Below are 18,337 nucleotides of genomic sequence, written 5' to 3'. Positions count from 1 at the left end.
GAAACCTACCATGCCAAAGCTGACTGGTTGCGCGTCCAGTCTGGCGCGCCCCGGCGTCCGACGGCGCGCGGCTCTGTTGTTCTGGTTTTCGCTCGTGGCTTGCCTTGGCGCCGGGCCGTGCGGATACCGTCGGCTCGACACCAGCGGAGCATTCCCGCCAGACGTCAGAACACTGGCGATCCAGCCCTTCACCAATCAAACCCTGCGCTACCGAATCGAGCAGCGATTTACTCAAGCTGTGGCTGAAGAAATCCTGCGCCGCCGGCTGCCGGTCGCCCTGGTCAACGATCCGGCACGGGCGGATGCCGTGCTCTCCGGCGACATCAAAGCCGTGACCACGGGGCAGGCACTCGTTGATAATCGCGGCACGGTGCGACTGTTTCAGATTGCCATTCGCTCCGGCGTCACGCTGCGCGACCAAACCCGCAACCGCGTGTTGTTTGACAACCCTAACCTTGAATTTCGTGGTGAATACGAGTTTTCATCCGACCCGCGCTCCTTCTTCAACGAAGAAGATCCGGCCGTTGACCGTCTTGCCCGCGACTTTGCCCGGAGCGTCGTGACGACGATGCTTGAACGGTTTTGAGGTTTCGCTGAGGTCACCTAGCGAATGGCGCGCGCCGTCGCCAAAAAATCATTCAGGAACTGCGCGACCTCTAGCTTTTCCAAGGGCGTCGCGCTGTCGTTGACTTCGACGTGACCAACCGCCCGGCTGATCAGGACGCGGCAGCGGCCGCCAAGCCCCTGGGCTAGCCACTGCGTCTCGGATGGCGGCACAACGGCATCCCGCGCCCCATGGACGAGGAACACTGGGCAGCGAATCCGCGCCAGCGCATCCTGCGGCGAAACCTCGCGGAGCGCACTCCGTCGCCGCTCGAGTTGGCGCAGCAAGCTTGGGGTTGCCGCCGCATAATCGCCATCGAACAACGCCTGCGCCAACCTCTGACCGGCCGGAGACAGCTTCGCGGCTTGCCGGCGCGCCCGGTCAGGCTCACCCCACAGCCAAGACCGCAGGGCCGCGCGGGCCGGCTCAACATCTGATGGGGCAAACAAGACTGCGGCATGGGTGTGGGCCAGCAGCAAAGCGCCGTAGGGGTCGGCCTGTAACTTCAACGTCTCGCCATTCGGCGTGGCAATCTCACCAGTGAGCAAAAAGCGCGTCACCCGCCCAAGGTCAGCGTGCGCCCCAACCGCCAAAATGTAGCCAATCGCAGGGGCAAAACGTTTGTCAGCCGCCGCCATCAGACACAAGCCACCGGCAAAGGACAACCCCATGACGCCAACCCGTCGCCCTGTTCGGCGCTGGAGCGCCTGGGCCGACCAGCCAATCACCTCAATCGCGCTTTTTTCAATCCGATAGTCGGCAAGCGACTGCACATGGGGCGTCAAAACCGTAAAACCGGCAGCCGCCAGCGCCTGGGCAAAATTCTTCAGGCGCGCTTCCTGCCCGCCGTCCTTGTGAACGCCATGCACCATCACCAACGCCGGCGCGTCGGTAAGTCCCTCCGGCTGATATAGCCAGGCGTTGACCGTGCCCTGTGGAGTTTGGAGCGGCGCGGCGGCGTACCGCACGGGATAGCGCGCCAGCCAAGACAAATCCTGGTGACAAACACCCGATGTCGCCCCACCTGCGGTCGGCAGTCCGTAGCTCCACAGCCAACCCAAAAGCCAAAAAGCGACCACCCGATGGCAGACCGTCGCAAGTTGGCGTCCCCTACCCCACAGGCCGGTCATTGAAGGTTACTGGCCCGGGTTAGTCCGCTCACCACACCGGTTTCAAGCGTATCAGGGGTAATCACGGCCCGCTTGACCGTGATGCCATCGCGCGAAGGCAACTGGAGCGCGCGCCCGTTGACGGTTACCGAGACGGCTTGAAGCGCGCCAAGGGAGAGGACGATTTTCTCTTTTGCGCGGTAAAGCCGAACATCATCCGGCAGCAACACGAACTCCTCCGGCCGGCTGTCGTCAAGCTGAAGGCGCGTCCAGCACTTGCCCGTTGCGCGTAGTTCTAAGGTCAACCCTTCCATCGGCGGCGGCGGGGCCTCCGTCGGCGCAGTCGGTGGGGGGGTTGGCTCTACCGCCGGCGGCGCTTGCGGTGACGGGGCGGATTTCAACGAAACAAACCAACCGCCAAAGACCTGCCACCAACCGGGGAAGGCATAGGACGTGCCGGCCGCCACGACCACCACGACGGCTAGGCTCAGTGTCAACAGAAGGGCGTTGCCGGTCTTGGGCGGCGGGAGTATCTCCGGCGCGCGACTGACTTCTTCATCGGTGGGAATGTGCGGGCTTCCTGACTGCCGTTCGTAGAGCTGAAGCGCGCGCGCCTCATCGTAGCCCACGGCTTGCGCCAACTGCCGAATGAACGAGCGGTTGTAAAGTTCGCCCGGCAGTTCCCGGTAGTCATCACGTTCGATGGCGTGCAAAAGTCGAACCGCGATGTTTGTCGTCCGTGATATTTCCTCAAGCGACTTGCCACGCGCCTCTCGCTGCTGCTTGAGTTCCTGTCCCAGCGTTGCCATGGCTTGTCTCCTGCTTCACACTCCAGCTTACATACTCCGATGAGCTAGTCAGTCGCGGCTTACACCACGTCTGGCGTTGCAGCAGGTCCTTCAACGCCGGCTCGGAAAGATGGTAGTCATCCGCTTCCTTGACTGTCAAATCGGTGATACTAAAGCTGATTCAATGGCTCAAACCACATCAATCAAGGATCTTAGGGCATGACGCACCACGCTGTGGAAGCCAAAACCCGCCGCCAAGTCTTACAAAGCTTACTGGGATTGGTAGGCATTGCCGGCGTGGGCTGCCAGAACCGCCCGCAATCCGCGCCCGCCGCGGTAGAACAACGACCACCAAAGACTTCTCAACCACCCGAAGTTCCCTCGTGTCCGATTTGCGGCATGCCGGTTCTGGCGGAAGAAAGTGAAAATCGCTTTGAAGCGACCGTTCCTAACCAGCCGCCGGTGCAGCTTTGTTCTGCTCTGTGCGCCGTGGTGTACACCGACCGCCGCCCCGAAGTCACCCGGCTGGATGTGGTTGACTACCAGCACCGGACGCTTGTGCCAGCAATGACGGCCTTTCACCTGTATGCATCGAAACTCGACGTACGCGCCGCCATGCCCCCCCTCACAGCCGCTTTCGCCGTGCGCGCTGATGCGGAAGCAATCTACAAAAGACATGGTGGAAGAATCCTGACGTGGGATGAACTTCGCCGCGCGATTCGTCAAACGGACAACTACAAAACCTCTCCCTAGCGACTTGCCCCAAACCCGCCAGACATGAAACTCATTCTCGCCTCGGCTTCGCCGCGCCGCATCGAACTCCTGACCCTGGCCGGTTACGCCTTTGACGTTCAAGCGACCGATACTGACGAGACCCAACTTCCCCAGGAAGCGCCGGAGGCGTACGTCCGGCGCGTTGCGCTGGCCAAGGCCCAGTCAGTCGTCACCTGCGAACCGGCCCTCATTCTCGGCGCAGACACCACGGTGGTGCTCGACGGCGAGTGCCTTGGCAAACCGGGCGACGCTGAAGCCGCCACCCACATGCTCCACCGCCTTAGCGGTCGCTCCCATGAGGTATTGACCGGCGTGGCCATTCGTCGCTCCACGGACGCTGTGTGCCGGGTGACGCACGAGCGAACGCTGGTGACCTTTGACGACCTACCAGCAGCCTGGATCGCGGACTACGTCGCCTCCGGCGAGCCATTCGGCAAAGCCGGAGCTTACGCCATCCAGGGGCGGGCCGGAACGCGCATCACGCGCATCGAGGGCAACTACCACAACGTCGTCGGTTTGCCGATGGCGAGCGTCATCCGCCTGCTCGACGAGCTTCGTCTGCTTGACGAGCCTCGTAGCTGAGTCGCCCTTCGATCAGCAGCCTAGCGTGTCAGGTGAACCCTGTGCCGGGCTTTTGTGACAGGCCATACAAAAAATTTTTGCCTCGTTGGAGTGGACAATATAGCTTGATGTACGGAAGGTTACATTCAAGCTGAGCGCCCCCCGACGCTCCGGCTGCCATTCACCAAAAGTTTTGCAGGTGAACGTCCCCAAGCGTTCTCCGTCTGCCTTCCGAGGAGACACTGCATGCCGTTTCCGACGCTCGATCCGATTCCCCTTCCGGCCCCCGTCTGGTTATTCAAAGTTCTCCACATTATCACGCTCGCGCTGCACTTCCTGACGATTTACCTCATGGTCGGCGGCTTGACGCTGGCGGCACTGTGGAATTTTCGCACCCGCAACGACGCCGACACACCGCTCTACGGGGCCTCCGCCGATATTGCCCATCGGTTGCCGGTAGTGATGACCTACTTGGTCAACCTGGGGATTCCGCCACTCCTCTTCGCTCAGGTGCTTTACGGACGCGCCTTGTACACGAGCAGCATTCTGATTGGCGCTTACTGGTTAGCGGTCATTTTCTTGTTGAGCGGTGCCTACTATCTACTGTATGTCGCTGCCCGCCGAGCTGACCAGCGCCGTGCTTTCTGGTACTTGAGCCTGCTCTCGTTGGTTGGTGTCGCCTACATTGGGCGGATTTACGCCACTAACCTGACGCTCATGCTGCGCCCTGAAGTCTGGCTTGACCTCTATCGAGCCAGTGCCTTGGGGGCGCAACTTCCGACGGACGACCCGACCACCCTGCCCCGCTTTTTCTTCATGATGCTGACCTCATTTGCGGTGACGGGCGCGGGACTGTTGCTGGTGGCGCACTACAGTCACGCGGATGCCGCGGTTCGCTCGCTGATGGGACGCTGGGGAAGCTGGCTGGCTGGACTTGGCGGGCTGCTTTCCATAGCGGTGGGCGTTTGGGCGCATAGCGTCCAGCCGGAAATTGTCAAGACTGCCCTGGCCAATCATCACCTTTATGCCTGGAGCTTGCCCGGCTTTCTGCTTTGCGCGGCGTTACTCTCCGCCTTTGGTTTTTTGGCGCTGAAGATGAAGGGTTGGATACCGGCTATTGGCGCGGCCGGCGCGGCATTCCTGGCCACCACGATGGCGGTGATTGCCCGCGATGGCATCCGCGACCTCACGTTGCTGGCGAAAGGATTTGATGTCTGGCAGCAGCCGGTCGTCTCTAACTGGCAGGTTGTTGTCATCTTTCTTGTTTTGTTTGTCGCCGGCCTTGGCGTCATCGGCTGGATGGCGTACGTGCTGGCCAAAGCCAAAGGAGTTGCCCGCCATGCCTGATGCTCAAGCCACTTCCCATCCTGCCGAACACGATCCGGTCCTGGCCGACACCGGCCGCCGAACCTTCGTTGCCCTTGGGATTGGCGCGCTCGGCGCGTGCTATGCCGGACTGATTGGCTATCCGGTCTATCAATATCTTGCTACGCCCGCCCGCAAAGCGGCAGCCCAGGGCATGGTGACGCAGGCCGTTCTGGACGGGGCCGATCAGCTCCCGCCAGGTTCGTCGCTGATGTTCAAGTTTGGCACGACGCCCGCCATGCTCATCCACCACACCGATGGGACTTGGGTGGCACTTGGAGCCGTGTGTACGCACCTGGCCTGCACGGTCAGTTACGAACCAGAACAATCGCGCATTTACTGCGCCTGTCACGGCGGCGTTTACGATCCCAAAACTGGGAACAACGTTGCCGGCCCGCCCCCCAAACCCCTGACCCGCTACAACGTGGAGGTGCAAGATGGACGCATCCTGGTCACGAAAGCCTGACGCGACGCGCCCACGCTCGCTCGCCACTGCCGTTTATGAGTGGGTGGATGAGCGGCTTGGTCTGGAAGAAATTCTAGCGCTTGCCCGGAAGAAAACGGTTCCCGACCACAAGCATTCGTTCTGGTACTACTGGGGTGGGATTTCGCTGTTTTTCTTCTTCGTGCAGGTTTTCAGCGGCGTGTTGTTGCTGGTGTATTACCGTCCCGGCGCAGAAGCCTATGAATCCGTTCGCCAAATCACGTATGACGTGCGGTTTGGCTGGCTCATTCGCTCGGCGCACTCGTGGTCGGCGAACCTGATGGTTCTAGCCGTTTTTGTCCATATGTTTTCGGTCTATTTCATGAAGGCCTACCGCAAGCCGCGTGAATTTGGCTGGTGGAGCGGCATGGCGCTGCTGGCGCTGACCCTGCTGTTTGGTTTTAGCGGCTATCTGTTGCCGATGGACGACCTGGCCTACTTTGCCACCAAGGTTGGTCTGGAAATTCCGGCGGCGCTCCCGATTGTTGGAACGCTGATGACCGACATCGTGCGGGGCGGGCCAGAAGTCACCGAAACCACGATTCAGCGCTTTTTTGCCCTGCACGTCGTCATTCTCCCCCTGGTTTACATTCCCATCCTGGCCTTTCACCTGTGGCTGGTCCAAAAGCACGGCAATGCGCTCCCGCCAAGCGAAGAAGCCAAACCGGAAAGCGAACGCCGCAGCATTCCCTTCTTTCCGGATTTCTTCTCGCTCGATCTGGGCATGTGGCTGATTGCCCTCAACGTGCTTTCAATTTTGGCGTCGTTGTACCCGTGGCAGCTTGGCCCACAGGCTGACCCACTGGCCCCGGCACCGGTCGGGATCCATCCAGAATGGTACTTCATGAGCCAGTTTCAGGTGCTCAAAGTCTTTGGGCGGTGGTTTCCAGGCGCAGCCGGCGAAGCCCTCGGTATCTCGCTCTTCACACTGGCCATTGTCATCTGGGCGGCCATTCCGCTGTTTGACACGCGCACAGCCGGCGGACGGCGCGCCCAAATCGCGACTTACTTTGGCTATTTCGCCCTGCTTGGGATGATTGTGTTCAGCATTTGGGGTTACTTCGACCTCAAATAGCGACTGGGGAGTTTGGTCATGAACTATCCATTTTGGGATGTGCCGCTGCTCGGTAGTGGCTGGATCATCGGGTTGATTGCGATTTTCCACGTCATGATTTCGCACTTTGCCGTCGGCGGTGGGTTTTACCTGCCGATGGCTGAAGCCAAAGCAATCCGGGAAGGTCGGGAAGACTGGCTGCGGGCCATCCGTGGCCATGCTCGCTTCTTCATCATTCTGACCGGTGTCTTTGGCGCAGTGTCAGGCGTTGGCATCTGGTTTGCCATCGGGCTGGCGCACCCGGAATCCACCAGTACGCTCATCCACAACTTTGTCTTTGGATGGGCCATTGAGTGGGTGTTCTTTATCGTCGAACTCACGGCAGCGGCCGTGTATTACTATGGCTGGGACGTGCTGCCCCGGCGGATCCACCTTATCGTTGGATGGATTTATGCTTTCTGCGCGTGGATGAGCCTGGTCATCATCAACGGCATTCTGACCTTCATGCTCACGCCGGGCGCAAGCTGGCTTGGCGCGGCCGGGACAGGACAGGAAGCCACCTACTTCTGGCAGGCATTCTTCAATCCGACCTACTTCCCTAGCCTGGTCTTGCGGACGCTGGTGTGCATTTCGATGGCCGGCGTCTATGCCCTCATCACCGCCAGTCGGATTGATCCGCTCGCCGAGCCACAGCTCAAGGACGAACTCATCCGCTGGTCGGCAAAGTGGTTGCTGCCGTCGTTCATCCTCGTCCCGATTGGCTTTTTCTGGTACTTGGCGAGCGTTCCCGAATCACAGCGCGCGCTGCTCAATTTAGGTATCTCAACGATTGGGCAGGGGACATTCACGCAGGTTACCCGCGCGGCCACGGTCGTGGTCATGACCTCAGCCACGATTTTGGCTTTTGTTTATTTCTCGGCCTGGCGCAACTCGCGGCATTTCAACCTTGGACGGGCGCTGTGCGTGTTGTTTCTAGCCTTTGCCGCTACCGCTTCGGCGGAACATTCACGTGAAATGCTGCGGAAGCCGTTCGTTGTCGGCGAGCACATGTACTCCAACGGCATTCGCAAGCAGGAGGTCGAAAAGTTCAATCGTGAGGGCTACCTGGCCAACTCGATGTGGTTGCAGACAGACACGCCGCCAGTTTCGCTCCGCCGGGTTGCCCTTAGTGAACGGGTTGAACCGGATGTCACGGCCAACTTGGCGCGTGGCGAGTTGATGTTCCGCGGGCAGTGCCTGGCCTGCCATACGGTGGACGGCTACCGCCCCATCGCGCGCTTGCTCCAGGGACGTGACCGCCAGTCCATCGGGTCGTTCTTGAAAACACTGCACGAGAACAAACCAGACTCACCCTATCGCAGCTACATGCCGCCGCTGGTGGGAACGCCGGACGAAGTCGAGGCACTGACCGACTACCTGGACGCCCTCATCAATCACAACGTCAAATCACGGCCCAGCCAGCTTGCTCAGGCTGGGAAGCCAAGTTTCTGAGCATTTTTCGCCCGGACGACAAACCTTGGAACTGACTACGCATGAGCCTGTGGGGATACCCAACAGGCTTTCTTTTTTGTTGCTTGCTTTTCTCAGCATCTAGCAACGCTTTTGATTGACTTCACATCTCGCGCCCAATGAAATGCCGTCGCAAAGCGCCACACAACGCTGTACCAAATCAAATGAAAAGGGCCCCACCTTATGCGGTTTCTCAGCACACTTGTGACCGCTTCGCTCCTTGCCACACTCGCTACCGCCCAGACCACGCTGCCGCCTCTGCCGACCACACGGCTCAAACCAACGTCGGTGGCCGCATTCAAAAATGGACTGGCCTTCTTTATTCGGAAGGGACAAGTCGAAACCAGACAAGGCGAAGGCTACCTAACCCACATTCCACCGGCGGCGCTGGGCACGCTTTGGGTATCCCCAACCGACGCCAACGTTGCGCTCGACGAACTCATCGCCGCAACCATTCCGGTGCCGCCAATCCTGGAAATGAAATCGGCAGCGTCCACCGCCGACCTCCTGCGGGCAAACGTGGGCAAGCGCGTCACACTGACGCTAACCAACGGCAAAGAGGTATCCGGCACCATCCGCGCATTTGGGTCGCCGACAACGGATGCCTTGCTGTACCTCGAAGTCGGCGCCGGCAACGAAAAAACCTATGCCCCCTTTCAGCCCGGTGATGTCAAGCAAGCCGTCTTTTATGAGCGGCCGGTCGCACAACTGGAAGTCGCCCGAACGCCGGAGGGGACCGAGGGCAATCGGCAGGCGGCGCTGCGGTTCCGCTTCAAAGGCGCGACGGGGCCGGTCAACCTGGCGATGGGCTACCTGCGGGGTGGGTTGGGGTGGACGCCGGCGTACCGGATTGTCCTCGAAGATGACAAAACGGCGACCATGGCGATGCAGGCGGTCGTCATCAACGACGCCGAAGACATTGACAACGCTGAAGTTTTCTTTGTGGTTGGGTTTCCCAACTTCGCCTTTGCCCGCGTCATTTCGCCTCTCGCGCTCCAGCAATCGCTGGCCGGTTTTCTGTCAAGCGTCCAGCGACGCTCAACCGGTGAAAACGAAAACGTCATGTCGAACGCCATCATGGCGCAGCGGCCGGCGGCATACCGTCCTGGACCAGCCATGACCGATGAGGACCTTGCGATTGGCGGCGCCATTGAAGGCGCCGCGCAATCCGAGGAAGACCTATTCCTTTACGGTCGCCAGAATGTCACCTTGGCCAAAGGCGAACGCGCGGCCTACGGTGTCTTTTCAGGTCGAGTGAGCTACGAAAACGTCTATGAGTGGGACGTGGCTGACACCTTGCCGATTCGGCCCTACGACACGCGCCCAGACTCGCCACCGGAAACGACCGCGGAGAAGGTCTGGCACATGCTGCGCCTGACCAACACGCTCAAGCTACCCTGGACAACAGCCCCAGCGCTGGTTGTCAGAGGCAATCAACCGCTTGCCCAGGAAGTATTGAACTACACGCCGGACGGAGCAACCACTAGTCTGCGCCTGACCCTGGCCACGGATATTCGCGTGAGTCGTGCCGAGCAAGAGGTCAAGCGCGAAAACGACGCCATCACCATCAACCGCACGACCTACAGTATCGTGACCATTGCCGGAACGTTGAAACTCAAGAACTACAAATCAACCGACGTGCGAATGCTGGTGCGCAAAAACATTGCGGGCGAAGTGCTGTCCGTTTCCCCAAACGGCAAGGTTGAGCGTCCGGCCCAAGCAATTCAAAGCGTCAACCCGGCTTCCAGGGTCATGTGGGAGTTTCCCATGAAAGCCGGTGAAGAAGTGACGTTGAGCTATCGCTACAAGGTTTTGGTCAACTAGGCGGCTTGGAAAGCGCCCCAGACACCAGACGTGTCGTTCCGACCGACGACACGTCTGGTTCCGCCAGCCGGATGCTCATCGCGCACGCTGGTTCATCCGAGCAGCGCGGCTTGACGCGCTTGTAACTGGGCCTCGAGGCCGGCACAAATCAGTTCGCACAACGCGAAAATGCTGTGGTCGGCGATCCGGTAATAGACGCTTGTTCCTTCCCGCCGCCGTGCCACCATCCCGGCTTCGAGCAAAACGATGAGATGCTTTGACACGTTGGCCTGACCGTAGCCCGTTTCGGCGACAATTTCGCCAACGCTCATTTCACCACGCTCACGCAACAAGTTGAGGAGCTTGAGGCGCGTCGGCTCGGCCAAGACCCGAAAACGGGCAGCTATCAGCTCCAGGGCTTCATCGCTTAGGCGGTGTGGCGCATTCGGCATGGCTTGATAACCTGACTAGGATTTCAAAGCTGGTTCAGTATCTATCACCTCAGACGCAGATGATTCCTCAACCGGACTAGCGGGTGGGGGTTCTGTTTCCACCCGTGGACGGTGCACAATGTAATACAACGTCGGAACAGCCAGACGCGAGAGGAATAGACTGGCGACTTCGCCCGAAATCAACGCCAGTGCCAGGCCTTGAAAAATTGGGTCCAGCAAAATGATACCGGCCCCAACGATCACGGCCGCAGCCGTCAACACCATTGGACGAAAGCGCACCGCGCCGGCATCCACGACGGCCTCTTCGAGCGGCATGCCTTCGGCCAGCCGTAGCTCGATAAAATCCACCAGGATAATCGAGTTGCGCACCACAATCCCGGCCCCGGCAATGAAGCCGATCATCGAGGTTGCCGTGAAAAAGACGCCAAATGCCGCATGGGCGGGCAAAATACCGACCAGTGAAAACGGAATGGCAGCCATGATGATCAACGGCGTCGTGAATGACTCGAACCAGCCGACGGTGAGGACGTAAATCAGCGCCAGCACCACCACAAACGCCAAGCCTAAGTCACGAAAGACCTCATAGGTAATGTGCCATTCGCCATCCCACTTCATGGCATAGCGGGCGTCGCTTTCCGGTTGCTGGGCAACGTAGCGGGCCATCGTCGTGCCATCCGGGAGCTTGAGCTGATCCAGCGCCGCATTGAGCTTCAAGATGGCATAGACTGGGCTTTCCGTCCGACCGCCAGTGTCGCCCGTGACATAGACCACCGGCATCAGGTTCTTGTGATAGAGCGGACGTTCAGCCGTCCCGGCTTCCAGCCGCGCCACTTCGTCAATTGCCACGGCGCTTCCCTGACGATTCGCAAGCCGCAACCGTCCAAGCGCGCTGGCATCCGACCGGAACGCCCGCGGGGTCTCGAGGACAATCGGGGTCGGCTCGCGCTCGGTGGGTAGATGGGCCAGTCCGACGACACGCTTGTTGAGCGCCCAGTCCAGCGTATCCAAAACGGACGTCTCTGCCAGGCCGTGCCAGGCCAGGCGCTCGCGGTCCAGGCGGAAGGTTGTCTGTGGCTGTGGCTCGACACCATACCAATCCACATCCACGACTCCCTCGGTCTGCTCAAAGATGGTTCGCACCTCACGCGCAACCCGCTCGCGTTCGGCGTCGTCGGGTCCATAGATCTCGGCAACGAGCGTTGAAAGCACCGGCGGGCCGGGTGGCACTTCGGCCACCTTGAGCCGCGCACCATACCGCTCAGCAATTGCCGTCAGCTCAGGCCGTACCCGCTTGGCAATATCGTGTGACTTTGTGCGACGGTCATGCCGGTCGGTCAGGTTCACCTGCAAATCGGCGACCAGCGGGCCTCGCCGCAGGAAGTAGTGTCGAACCAAACCGTTGAAGTTGTAGGGCGCGGCCGTCCCAACATATGACTGGACATCACGCACATCCGGCTGCGTCAGCAAGTAATCAGCCAACTCGCGCGCCAGCGCGCCGGTGCGTTCCAGGGGCGTCCCTTCGGGCATGTCCACGATGACTTGGAATTCTGACTTGTCATCAAAGGGGAGCATCTTGACGATGACTGCCTTGAGGGGAACGAGCGAAAAAGCCGCCAGCAAGAGTCCGATGATTCCGATCAGAAACCACCGCCGCCAAGTCACTTCGCGGATGATGCGGTTCATGACGCGCCGGTAGAGTCGTGTCAACAGCCCTTCCGGCTCCCCTTCCCCATGACCAGAGGCGTGGCTTGGTTGGCGCGAAAGAATGCGGTAGGCCGCCCAGGGCGTCACCACAAAAGCCACTAACATGGAAAAAGCCATGGCTGCCGACGCGCCAATCGGAATCGGACGCATGTAGGGACCCATCAGACCACCAACAAAGGCCATGGGCAAGATGGCGGCCATGACGGCCAACGTGGCCAGAATCAACGGCGACCGGACTTCGTTGACTGCTTCGACGGTGACATCGAGCGCCGAACGGAGGCGATTCTTGGCCATGCGTGCATGACGCACGATGTTTTCGACATCCACAATCGGGTCATCCACCAAGATGCCGATTGAGAAAATCAGGGCAAAGAGCGTGATGCGGTTGAGCGTAAAGCCAAGCCAGTAAAATGTTGCCAGCGTCAGCGCCAGCGTCACCGGAATGGCAACCCCCACAATCAGCGACTCACGCCAACCGAGCATCAAGCCAATCAAGGCCATCACCGAGACGACGGCAATGAGCATGTGAAAGAGCAGCTCGTTGGATTTTTCGGCCGCCGTCACCCCGTAGTTGCGCGTTACCGTCATCTGCACGTCAGACGGAATGACATCACCCACACGGGCCGAAACTCGGTCAAGAATCTCATCTGCCAACCGGGTAGCATTGACGCCCCGGCGCTTGGAAATGCTGAGCGTCACGGCTGGATATTCGGCACTGGGCAGCTTGTCGGCCGCGCTCCGCGTCGCATGGCGGACCAACTGCGTTACTTCTTCGTGTCCGTCGCGTATCTCGGCAACATCCCGCAGGCGAACCGGCCGCTCCGGCGTGCCCCCGACAACGATGGTTCCCAGGTCGTTGACGCTTTCGACGGCAGCGGTTGCCACAATGACATGGGCTGCGTCATGCCGTGCCGCTTCGGCCGGCGGAAGCGCTTGGTTTGCCGCCGTCAGGCGCGCCGCCAAGGTGTCGGCGGTCAATCCATAGGCTTCCATCCGAGCCGGATCGAGGATGACCCGAAACTGCCGCCGCGCCCCGCCGATGATCTGGGTTTCAGAAACATCTGGGGTTTGTTTGACGATGGTTTCGACCTCGGCTGCAATTCGGCGCAGCGCCAGATCATCCTGGGTGGCGCTCCAAAAGGTGAGGGATAGGATCGGAACATCGTCAATCGAGCGCAGCACGACCTGGGGTGGCGTGGCGCCTGGCGGTAGTTCAGCAGCATGGGCATCGAGCTGGCGACGTAGCCGAACCAGAGCCTCTTCCTCCTGCACGCCAACCAAAAACCGGACCACCACCAGCGTTTCGCCCGGCGTTGTCGTGGAATACACGTATTCAACGCCCGGAATTGCCCAGGCCAAACGCTCCAGTGGCGTTGTCAGCCGCTGCTCGGTTTCCTTGGCCGATGCCCCCGGCAGACGGCTCATCACATCAATCATCGGGACGCTGATCTGTGGCTCTTCCTCGCGGGGCAAAGCCACCACGGCACCGAGTCCGACCAGGACGGCAACCAGAATCACCAGCGGCGTCAGCTTCGATTGAATGAAAAAGCGCACGAGGCGCGCCATGAGATTGTCTGTTTCGGCTGACATAACCACCTCACCCAAGGGCTGACACTAGCGTTCGGCGGCCAGTTCGGCAGCGCGTTTGACGCCCAACCGACGCAAGATCGCCATCATCGGACACCAGTCGGCGACGCCGCCCAGAATCAGGTTGAGTCCAACAAAGGCGGTCAGCCATAGGGCATGGGGTGTCCACCACACACTGGCGGCCAGGCTGGCCAGGACGACAACGCCCGCAATCACAAACAACACACGCTCCATCGGCATCGGGTTTTCCCTCCGTTTACTTGGTAGTCAGGACGACGCCATCCCGTAGCTCGGGATGACCAAACACAACTGTTTCGCCATCGCGCAGTCCAGTCAGAACCTCTACTTGGTTGTCAAAGCGTTCGCCCAAGGTGATGATTCGGCGGCGGACGACGCCGGCGGTGTCCACGACCAATACACTCTGCAAGCCACCTTGTTCGGTCACGGCAGCCATTGGGACGGTCAATACCTCCACGACATCCCGAGGAATGAGTACTTGAACAAACGTGCCGCTCTGGATGCCGGCGGTCGTTGGAATTTCGGCTTTGATGGTGACTGTGCGTGTGGCTGGGTCAGCCGCGGGGCTACGCTCAACCAGGGTGCCTTCGACAGCCGTCCCATCAGGAAGCACAACCCGGAGGGATTGCCCCAGACGCAACGTCGCAGCCAAGTCACTTTCAACTTCAGCCGTGGCCCGCAGTGGCCCGGCCGCCTCAATCACCAGCAGCGGGATGCCAGGCGCGGCCAGTGAGCCGGGGTCAGCCAATCGGGCGGCAACCCGTCCGGCAAACGGCGCGACAATCCGGGTTTGCGCCACGCGCGTTTCGGCTTCGCGCCGCGCTTGCTGTCCGACGGCAACCTGGGATTGGGCGCGGTCAAGCTCTGCCCGTTCAGCTTCCAGTCGCCGTTCAGCAGCTTCGAGGGCGGCTTCGGCCGCGGCGAGCCGTCCTTCGGCGAGATCGCGGTTCTGACGCGGCACGTCACCGGTCGCAAAGAGCTTTTCCTGCCGCTCATAAAGCGTTCGCGCCAGATCGCGCTCGGCACGCGCCCCACGTACGCCGGCTTCGGCAGCTTCAATCCGGCGGCGAATGGCCTCCGTAGCGCGCTTCAGGGCTTCGACTTCAGCTTGGCTCGTTGCCAGTGCCGCCGTCGGCACGTCGGCGTCAAGGATGACCAGCGGTTGGCCAGCTCGAACCTCATCACCCAACTTGACGAGAACCGATGCCACCCGCGCGGTCACTTCGGCCGTCAAGGTGGCCGTTTCACGCGCGCGGAGGGTGCCGGCCACGCGCCAGACACGCGGCAGCGGGTGCCGCTTCACCGTTTCCCGGTCAACGGCCCCGGTCACGGTTGGAACCGTTTCAGCCTTGGCCGGTGTTGGATGGGAGCGCCACTGCCCGACGAGCCAAAACAGCCCAACCAGCCCCAGGGCCAGGCTGCCGACAATTGCCATTCGTTTTACCCATACGGACATCGCGTTGACGTACCTCGCTTTGCAAGCTAATCCAACTTTTATAACTATAAAGTAATAAAGTCAAGCATTATCTCCCACCGCCACGCCAGCAAGCAGGGGTTGCATTTCATCGCCAAAGTCAGTAGTTAGGAAAATTCCTTAAGTGATAAACCCAGAAACACAGACATTTGGGGAGAGGAACTTTTATGCAGACTTACACAACGGCCAGCCGCCCAAGTTGGTGGCGGATGCCGAGCTGGTGGCAGATTCTCTGGCTCGGCGGTTGCTTTTGGCTCTGGTCGGCCGGCGTGTTCGCGCAATCCGGCGCCACCCTCGAAGGACGTGTCAGCCTTGAACAGGAACGCAACCCGGTTTCCGAAGCCATCGTGACCATCTTGGAGCTGCGGCGCTCCACGGTCACAGACAACCAAGGTCGCTACCGTTTCGAGAATGTGCCGCCAGGGAGTTACCAAGTCTTTGCCCACCTCGACCGCATCCCGGACACTGTCCAGCGTGTCACCGTCGCGGGACCAACCACCCTGGACTTCGTCCTCAAACTTCGTGCCGAAACCGAGCAAGTCAACGTCACGGCAACGCTTCGGGAAGAAACGACCCGTGATGCCATTCAATCGGTCACAACAGTCAACAGCTTTGACCTGGCCGAGCGCGCGCCGGTATCACTGGGCGACGCGCTTGAACGCGAAGTCGGGGTGGCTAAACGCTCATTCGGGCCGGGCACCGGTCGCCCGGTCATCCGCGGCTTTGATGGCGACCGGGTTTTGGTCACGCAGGACGGACTGACCACTGGCTCGATTGGCTTTCAATCCGGCGACCATGCCGAAATTGTGGACCTCCAGGGCGTTGAACGCATCGAGGTCGTCAAGGGGCCGGCTACCCTGCTCTATGGCAGCACGGCGGTAGGTGGCGTCGTCAACGCCGTAACCGGGACTGAAGAATCCCATCCTGGGCTACAGGGCTATGCCACGGCCTTTGGTGGCACGGGCAACGCGCTTGGCGGTGGCAGTGGCGGTATCAAGTACGGGCGCGGCGCCTGGATGTTGTTTGGAAACGGTGGCGGCCAACGCGCCGGCGATTATCGGACGCCCGTGGGCGTCATAGAGAATTCATTTGCGCGGAGCGGCAACGCCTCCGGGGGGCTGGGATACTATGGCGCGCGTGGCTTTTTCAATTTCACATACACCTACAACAGTCAAAATTACGGTGTGCCGCCACTTCCTGACGATGATGACGAGGACGAGCGCGCTTCTCAGACCCGGCGCAAACGTTCGGACTTGCGTCCTGAAGGCGGTGAACCCGGTGAGTTGGTCCGGCTCAATCCACGTCGCCATGGGTTTCGGTTCACGACCGGCGTTCGCAACCTCGATACGTTTTTCACCGATGCGCAGGTCCAGGTTCAGTACAATCGCTACCGGCACGATGAAATCAAAATCGAGGAAAACGAAATCGAAACGGCATTTCGGAACGATACCTTTGCTTACCGCGTTCTGGCCGACCATCGGCGGATCGGCCGGCTGCAGGGCACCTGGGGACTGTCAGGCCTTTATCGGGACTATTCGACACGCGGTGAAGAACAACTGACGCCGGCCACGACGCACACGAACGTTGCCTTTTTTGGGCTTGAAAAGTTGACCTTTGAGCGGGCGACGCTTCAGTTTGGCGGACGGGTGGAGCGCAACGCCTATGCCCCAACCAATGCCCGGTCGCGCAGTTTCACGGGATTTTCAGGTGGCGTCGGGCTGCGCGTCGGACTCTGGGAAAACGCCGCCTTGACGGCCAATTACAGCCATGCCTACCGCGCCCCGGCGCTCGAAGAGCTATACAACTTCGGGCCGCACCCTGGCACGTTTCTGTTTGAAATCGGCGACCCAGACCTGTCCCGTGAGCTGACCAACGGCATTGAAGTCAATGTCCGTCACCAAGCGCGGCGGCTTCGCGCGAGCGCCGGTTTTTACTACTACGACATCCGAAACTTCGTCTTTCCGGCGCTGACGGGCGAGTTTGATGATGGGTTACCGGTTGGGGTCTTCACCCAGGGGAACGCTCGCTTTGTCGGCACGGAAGCCCAACTCGACATCAACCTGCATCCGAACGTGTGGTTTTACAGCCAACTCGATTACACCAATGCCGAACTGAAAACCGGTCTTCCCCTGCCCCGCATTCCACCTTTGCGGGCGCGCGTCGCCGTGGAAGGCACGTTCAAAGGCTTACGGCTGATGCCAGAGCTGTTGATGGCCAATCGGCAGGAGCGGGTCTTTACCCTTGAAGAACCCACGGCCGGCTACACGGTGGTCAATCTGGTGGGGTCTTACACGGTGACGACATCCCATACGGCGCATGTGTTCTCCGTAACGGGCTTCAATTTAGGCGACCGGCTCTACCGCAACCATTTGTCATTCATCAAGGCCTTTGCGCCCGAAATCGGACGTGGGGTGCGGTTTGCCTACACGATGCGGTTCTTCTAGGCGACAGGCCGTCTGGAAAGGCGCAAGCGAGGGTGGCTTGCGCCTTTGTCGAAGGGGAACACATCGAACGGTCTCGCCTGCCGAAACCACGCCAAGCCCCACGCCGGGTGCGATAACGAGCACCTACCACGAAACAAAGGCAATGAGCAGCGGGGATTCTCAATCAGTGGTTTCTATCCCGCCGCCTTGGCCGGCCACACTTCAGTTTGCGAGGCAGATTCAGTGACGTTGGCGTTGAGCCTGAAGATGCGGCTTGACAGCTTCTCTTTGGCAGCTCTATCTTGCCGGTTCGTCAATGCTGTGGGGATGTAGCTCAGTTGGTAGAGCGCTGCGTTCGCAATGCAGAGGCCAGGGGTTCGACCCCCCTCATCTCCACCAAGTTCCACAAGCTCAGAGACTGACCGAGCTGGGTCGGTCTTCAGTTCTCCGCTGATGTTCACGGCTGACTGTGTGGCGCGCCTGGGTCAAACCTTGCGGGTGCCTCTTTGTGTGGCTTTCCGTGCGGAAAAGCACCGTCGTGGGGGGTAGAAGTCTGGCGTTAAACTCTTGGAACTTGTCTAGCGTCGCTTTCGTAAAGCGCCACGATTGCCGCCACGGTTTTCACTTC

At 60.2% G+C, this 18,337-nt stretch carries 15 protein-coding genes and 1 tRNA gene; 10 read left to right on the top strand and 6 right to left on the bottom strand.

Annotated features, from left to right (window positions below):
* Positions 1–10 precede the first annotated feature (10 nt).
* On the top strand, positions 11–586 hold the full coding sequence (gene lptE / locus J8C06_RS04785; protein WP_211429642.1) for an LPS assembly lipoprotein LptE: 576 nt from the start codon (positions 11–13) through the stop codon (positions 584–586).
* Between the two features lie 17 nt (positions 587–603).
* Here the strand turns inward: lptE and J8C06_RS04780 are convergent, their stop codons facing one another.
* Together J8C06_RS04780 and J8C06_RS04775 are read right to left on the bottom strand one after the other, a co-directional pair.
* Complete coding sequence (locus J8C06_RS04780; protein WP_211429641.1) at positions 604–1,734, bottom strand: alpha/beta hydrolase family protein; 1,131 nt, start codon at positions 1,732–1,734, stop codon at positions 604–606.
* Positions 1,731–2,522, bottom strand: a complete 792-nt coding sequence (locus tag J8C06_RS04775) for a helix-turn-helix domain-containing protein (protein WP_211429640.1) — start codon at positions 2,520–2,522, stop codon at positions 1,731–1,733. The genes J8C06_RS04780 and J8C06_RS04775 overlap by 4 nt, the downstream gene beginning before the upstream one ends.
* A gap of 198 nt (positions 2,523–2,720) precedes the next feature.
* Here J8C06_RS04775 and J8C06_RS04770 point away from each other — a divergent pair, with 198 nt between their 5' ends.
* The 7 genes from J8C06_RS04770 (at position 2,721) to J8C06_RS04740 (ending at position 10,072) form a co-directional block, all read left to right on the top strand.
* Complete coding sequence (locus J8C06_RS04770; protein WP_211429639.1) at positions 2,721–3,254, top strand: nitrous oxide reductase accessory protein NosL; 534 nt, start codon at positions 2,721–2,723, stop codon at positions 3,252–3,254.
* A 24-nt stretch (positions 3,255–3,278) separates the two neighbouring features.
* On the top strand, positions 3,279–3,857 hold the full coding sequence (locus tag J8C06_RS04765; protein ID WP_211429638.1) for a Maf family protein: 579 nt from the start codon (positions 3,279–3,281) through the stop codon (positions 3,855–3,857).
* Between the two features lie 225 nt (positions 3,858–4,082).
* A complete protein-coding gene (locus J8C06_RS04760) occupies positions 4,083–5,183 on the top strand; it encodes a hypothetical protein (protein WP_211429637.1) in 1,101 nt (366 codons plus the stop codon).
* Entirely contained in the window at positions 5,176–5,667 is a 492-nt protein-coding gene (locus J8C06_RS04755; protein ID WP_211429636.1) for a QcrA and Rieske domain-containing protein, read from the top strand. Before J8C06_RS04760 ends, J8C06_RS04755 begins: the two co-directional genes overlap by 8 nt.
* A complete protein-coding gene (locus J8C06_RS04750) occupies positions 5,639–6,760 on the top strand; it encodes a cytochrome b (protein WP_211429635.1) in 1,122 nt (373 codons plus the stop codon). Before J8C06_RS04755 ends, J8C06_RS04750 begins: the two co-directional genes overlap by 29 nt.
* An 18-nt stretch (positions 6,761–6,778) precedes the next feature.
* Positions 6,779–8,230 carry a cytochrome ubiquinol oxidase subunit I gene (locus tag J8C06_RS04745; protein WP_211429634.1) on the top strand — a complete coding sequence of 484 codons (1,452 nt, stop codon included), beginning with the start codon at positions 6,779–6,781 and terminating at the stop codon, positions 8,228–8,230.
* 201 nt (positions 8,231–8,431) lie between these two features.
* On the top strand, positions 8,432–10,072 hold the full coding sequence (locus J8C06_RS04740; protein WP_211429633.1) for a hypothetical protein: 1,641 nt from the start codon (positions 8,432–8,434) through the stop codon (positions 10,070–10,072).
* Positions 10,073–10,164: 92 nt separating this feature from the next.
* Here the strand turns inward: J8C06_RS04740 and J8C06_RS04735 are convergent, their stop codons facing one another.
* The 4 genes from J8C06_RS04735 to J8C06_RS04720 are packed head-to-tail and all read right to left on the bottom strand — an operon-like array spanning position 10,165 to position 15,247.
* Positions 10,165–10,503 carry an ArsR/SmtB family transcription factor gene (locus J8C06_RS04735; protein WP_211429632.1) on the bottom strand — a complete coding sequence of 113 codons (339 nt, stop codon included), beginning with the start codon at positions 10,501–10,503 and terminating at the stop codon, positions 10,165–10,167.
* Positions 10,504–10,518: 15 nt separating this feature from the next.
* A complete protein-coding gene (locus tag J8C06_RS04730) occupies positions 10,519–13,797 on the bottom strand; it encodes an efflux RND transporter permease subunit (RefSeq protein ID WP_211429631.1) in 3,279 nt (1,092 codons plus the stop codon).
* Positions 13,798–13,821: 24 nt separating this feature from the next.
* Positions 13,822–14,034 carry a YgaP family membrane protein gene (locus J8C06_RS04725; RefSeq protein ID WP_211429630.1) on the bottom strand — a complete coding sequence of 71 codons (213 nt, stop codon included), beginning with the start codon at positions 14,032–14,034 and terminating at the stop codon, positions 13,822–13,824.
* Between the two features lie 16 nt (positions 14,035–14,050).
* A complete protein-coding gene (locus J8C06_RS04720; RefSeq protein WP_211429629.1) occupies positions 14,051–15,247 on the bottom strand; it encodes an efflux RND transporter periplasmic adaptor subunit in 1,197 nt (398 codons plus the stop codon).
* Positions 15,248–15,453: 206 nt separating this feature from the next.
* Here J8C06_RS04720 and J8C06_RS04715 point away from each other — a divergent pair, with 206 nt between their 5' ends.
* Both J8C06_RS04715 and J8C06_RS04710 read left to right on the top strand, forming a co-directional pair.
* The gene (locus J8C06_RS04715; RefSeq protein WP_211429628.1) at positions 15,454–17,730 is read left to right on the top strand and encodes a TonB-dependent receptor; all 2,277 of its coding nucleotides are present in this window, start codon (positions 15,454–15,456) and stop codon (positions 17,728–17,730) included.
* A 302-nt stretch (positions 17,731–18,032) separates the two neighbouring features.
* Positions 18,033–18,108: transfer RNA gene (locus J8C06_RS04710), tRNA-Ala, on the top strand.
* The last annotated feature ends 229 nt before the right edge of the window (positions 18,109–18,337 follow it).

This window comes from Chloracidobacterium validum (genome assembly GCF_018304825.1).
Taxonomy (GTDB): Bacteria; Acidobacteriota; Blastocatellia; order Chloracidobacteriales; family Chloracidobacteriaceae; genus Chloracidobacterium; species Chloracidobacterium validum.
This window is presented reverse-complemented; position numbering and strand designations above follow the sequence as displayed.

Bases quoted from the DNA above. Each gene is read 5' to 3' on its own strand.
- lptE (WP_211429642.1), top strand. From the start codon at position 11: ATGCCAAAGCTGACTGGTTGCGCGTCCAGTCTGGCGCGCCCCGGCGTC.
- J8C06_RS04780 (WP_211429641.1), bottom strand. From the start codon at position 1,734: ATGACCGGCCTGTGGGGTAGGGGACGCCAACTTGCGACGGTCTGCCAT.
- J8C06_RS04775 (WP_211429640.1), bottom strand. From the start codon at position 2,522: ATGGCAACGCTGGGACAGGAACTCAAGCAGCAGCGAGAGGCGCGTGGC.
- J8C06_RS04770 (WP_211429639.1), top strand. From the start codon at position 2,721: ATGACGCACCACGCTGTGGAAGCCAAAACCCGCCGCCAAGTCTTACAA.
- J8C06_RS04765 (WP_211429638.1), top strand. From the start codon at position 3,279: ATGAAACTCATTCTCGCCTCGGCTTCGCCGCGCCGCATCGAACTCCTG.
- J8C06_RS04760 (WP_211429637.1), top strand. From the start codon at position 4,083: ATGCCGTTTCCGACGCTCGATCCGATTCCCCTTCCGGCCCCCGTCTGG.
- J8C06_RS04755 (WP_211429636.1), top strand. From the start codon at position 5,176: ATGCCTGATGCTCAAGCCACTTCCCATCCTGCCGAACACGATCCGGTC.
- J8C06_RS04750 (WP_211429635.1), top strand. From the start codon at position 5,639: ATGGACGCATCCTGGTCACGAAAGCCTGACGCGACGCGCCCACGCTCG.
- J8C06_RS04745 (WP_211429634.1), top strand. From the start codon at position 6,779: ATGAACTATCCATTTTGGGATGTGCCGCTGCTCGGTAGTGGCTGGATC.
- J8C06_RS04740 (WP_211429633.1), top strand. From the start codon at position 8,432: ATGCGGTTTCTCAGCACACTTGTGACCGCTTCGCTCCTTGCCACACTC.
- J8C06_RS04735 (WP_211429632.1), bottom strand. From the start codon at position 10,503: ATGCCGAATGCGCCACACCGCCTAAGCGATGAAGCCCTGGAGCTGATA.
- J8C06_RS04730 (WP_211429631.1), bottom strand. From the start codon at position 13,797: ATGTCAGCCGAAACAGACAATCTCATGGCGCGCCTCGTGCGCTTTTTC.
- J8C06_RS04725 (WP_211429630.1), bottom strand. From the start codon at position 14,034: ATGCCGATGGAGCGTGTGTTGTTTGTGATTGCGGGCGTTGTCGTCCTG.
- J8C06_RS04720 (WP_211429629.1), bottom strand. From the start codon at position 15,247: ATGGCAATTGTCGGCAGCCTGGCCCTGGGGCTGGTTGGGCTGTTTTGG.
- J8C06_RS04715 (WP_211429628.1), top strand. From the start codon at position 15,454: ATGCAGACTTACACAACGGCCAGCCGCCCAAGTTGGTGGCGGATGCCG.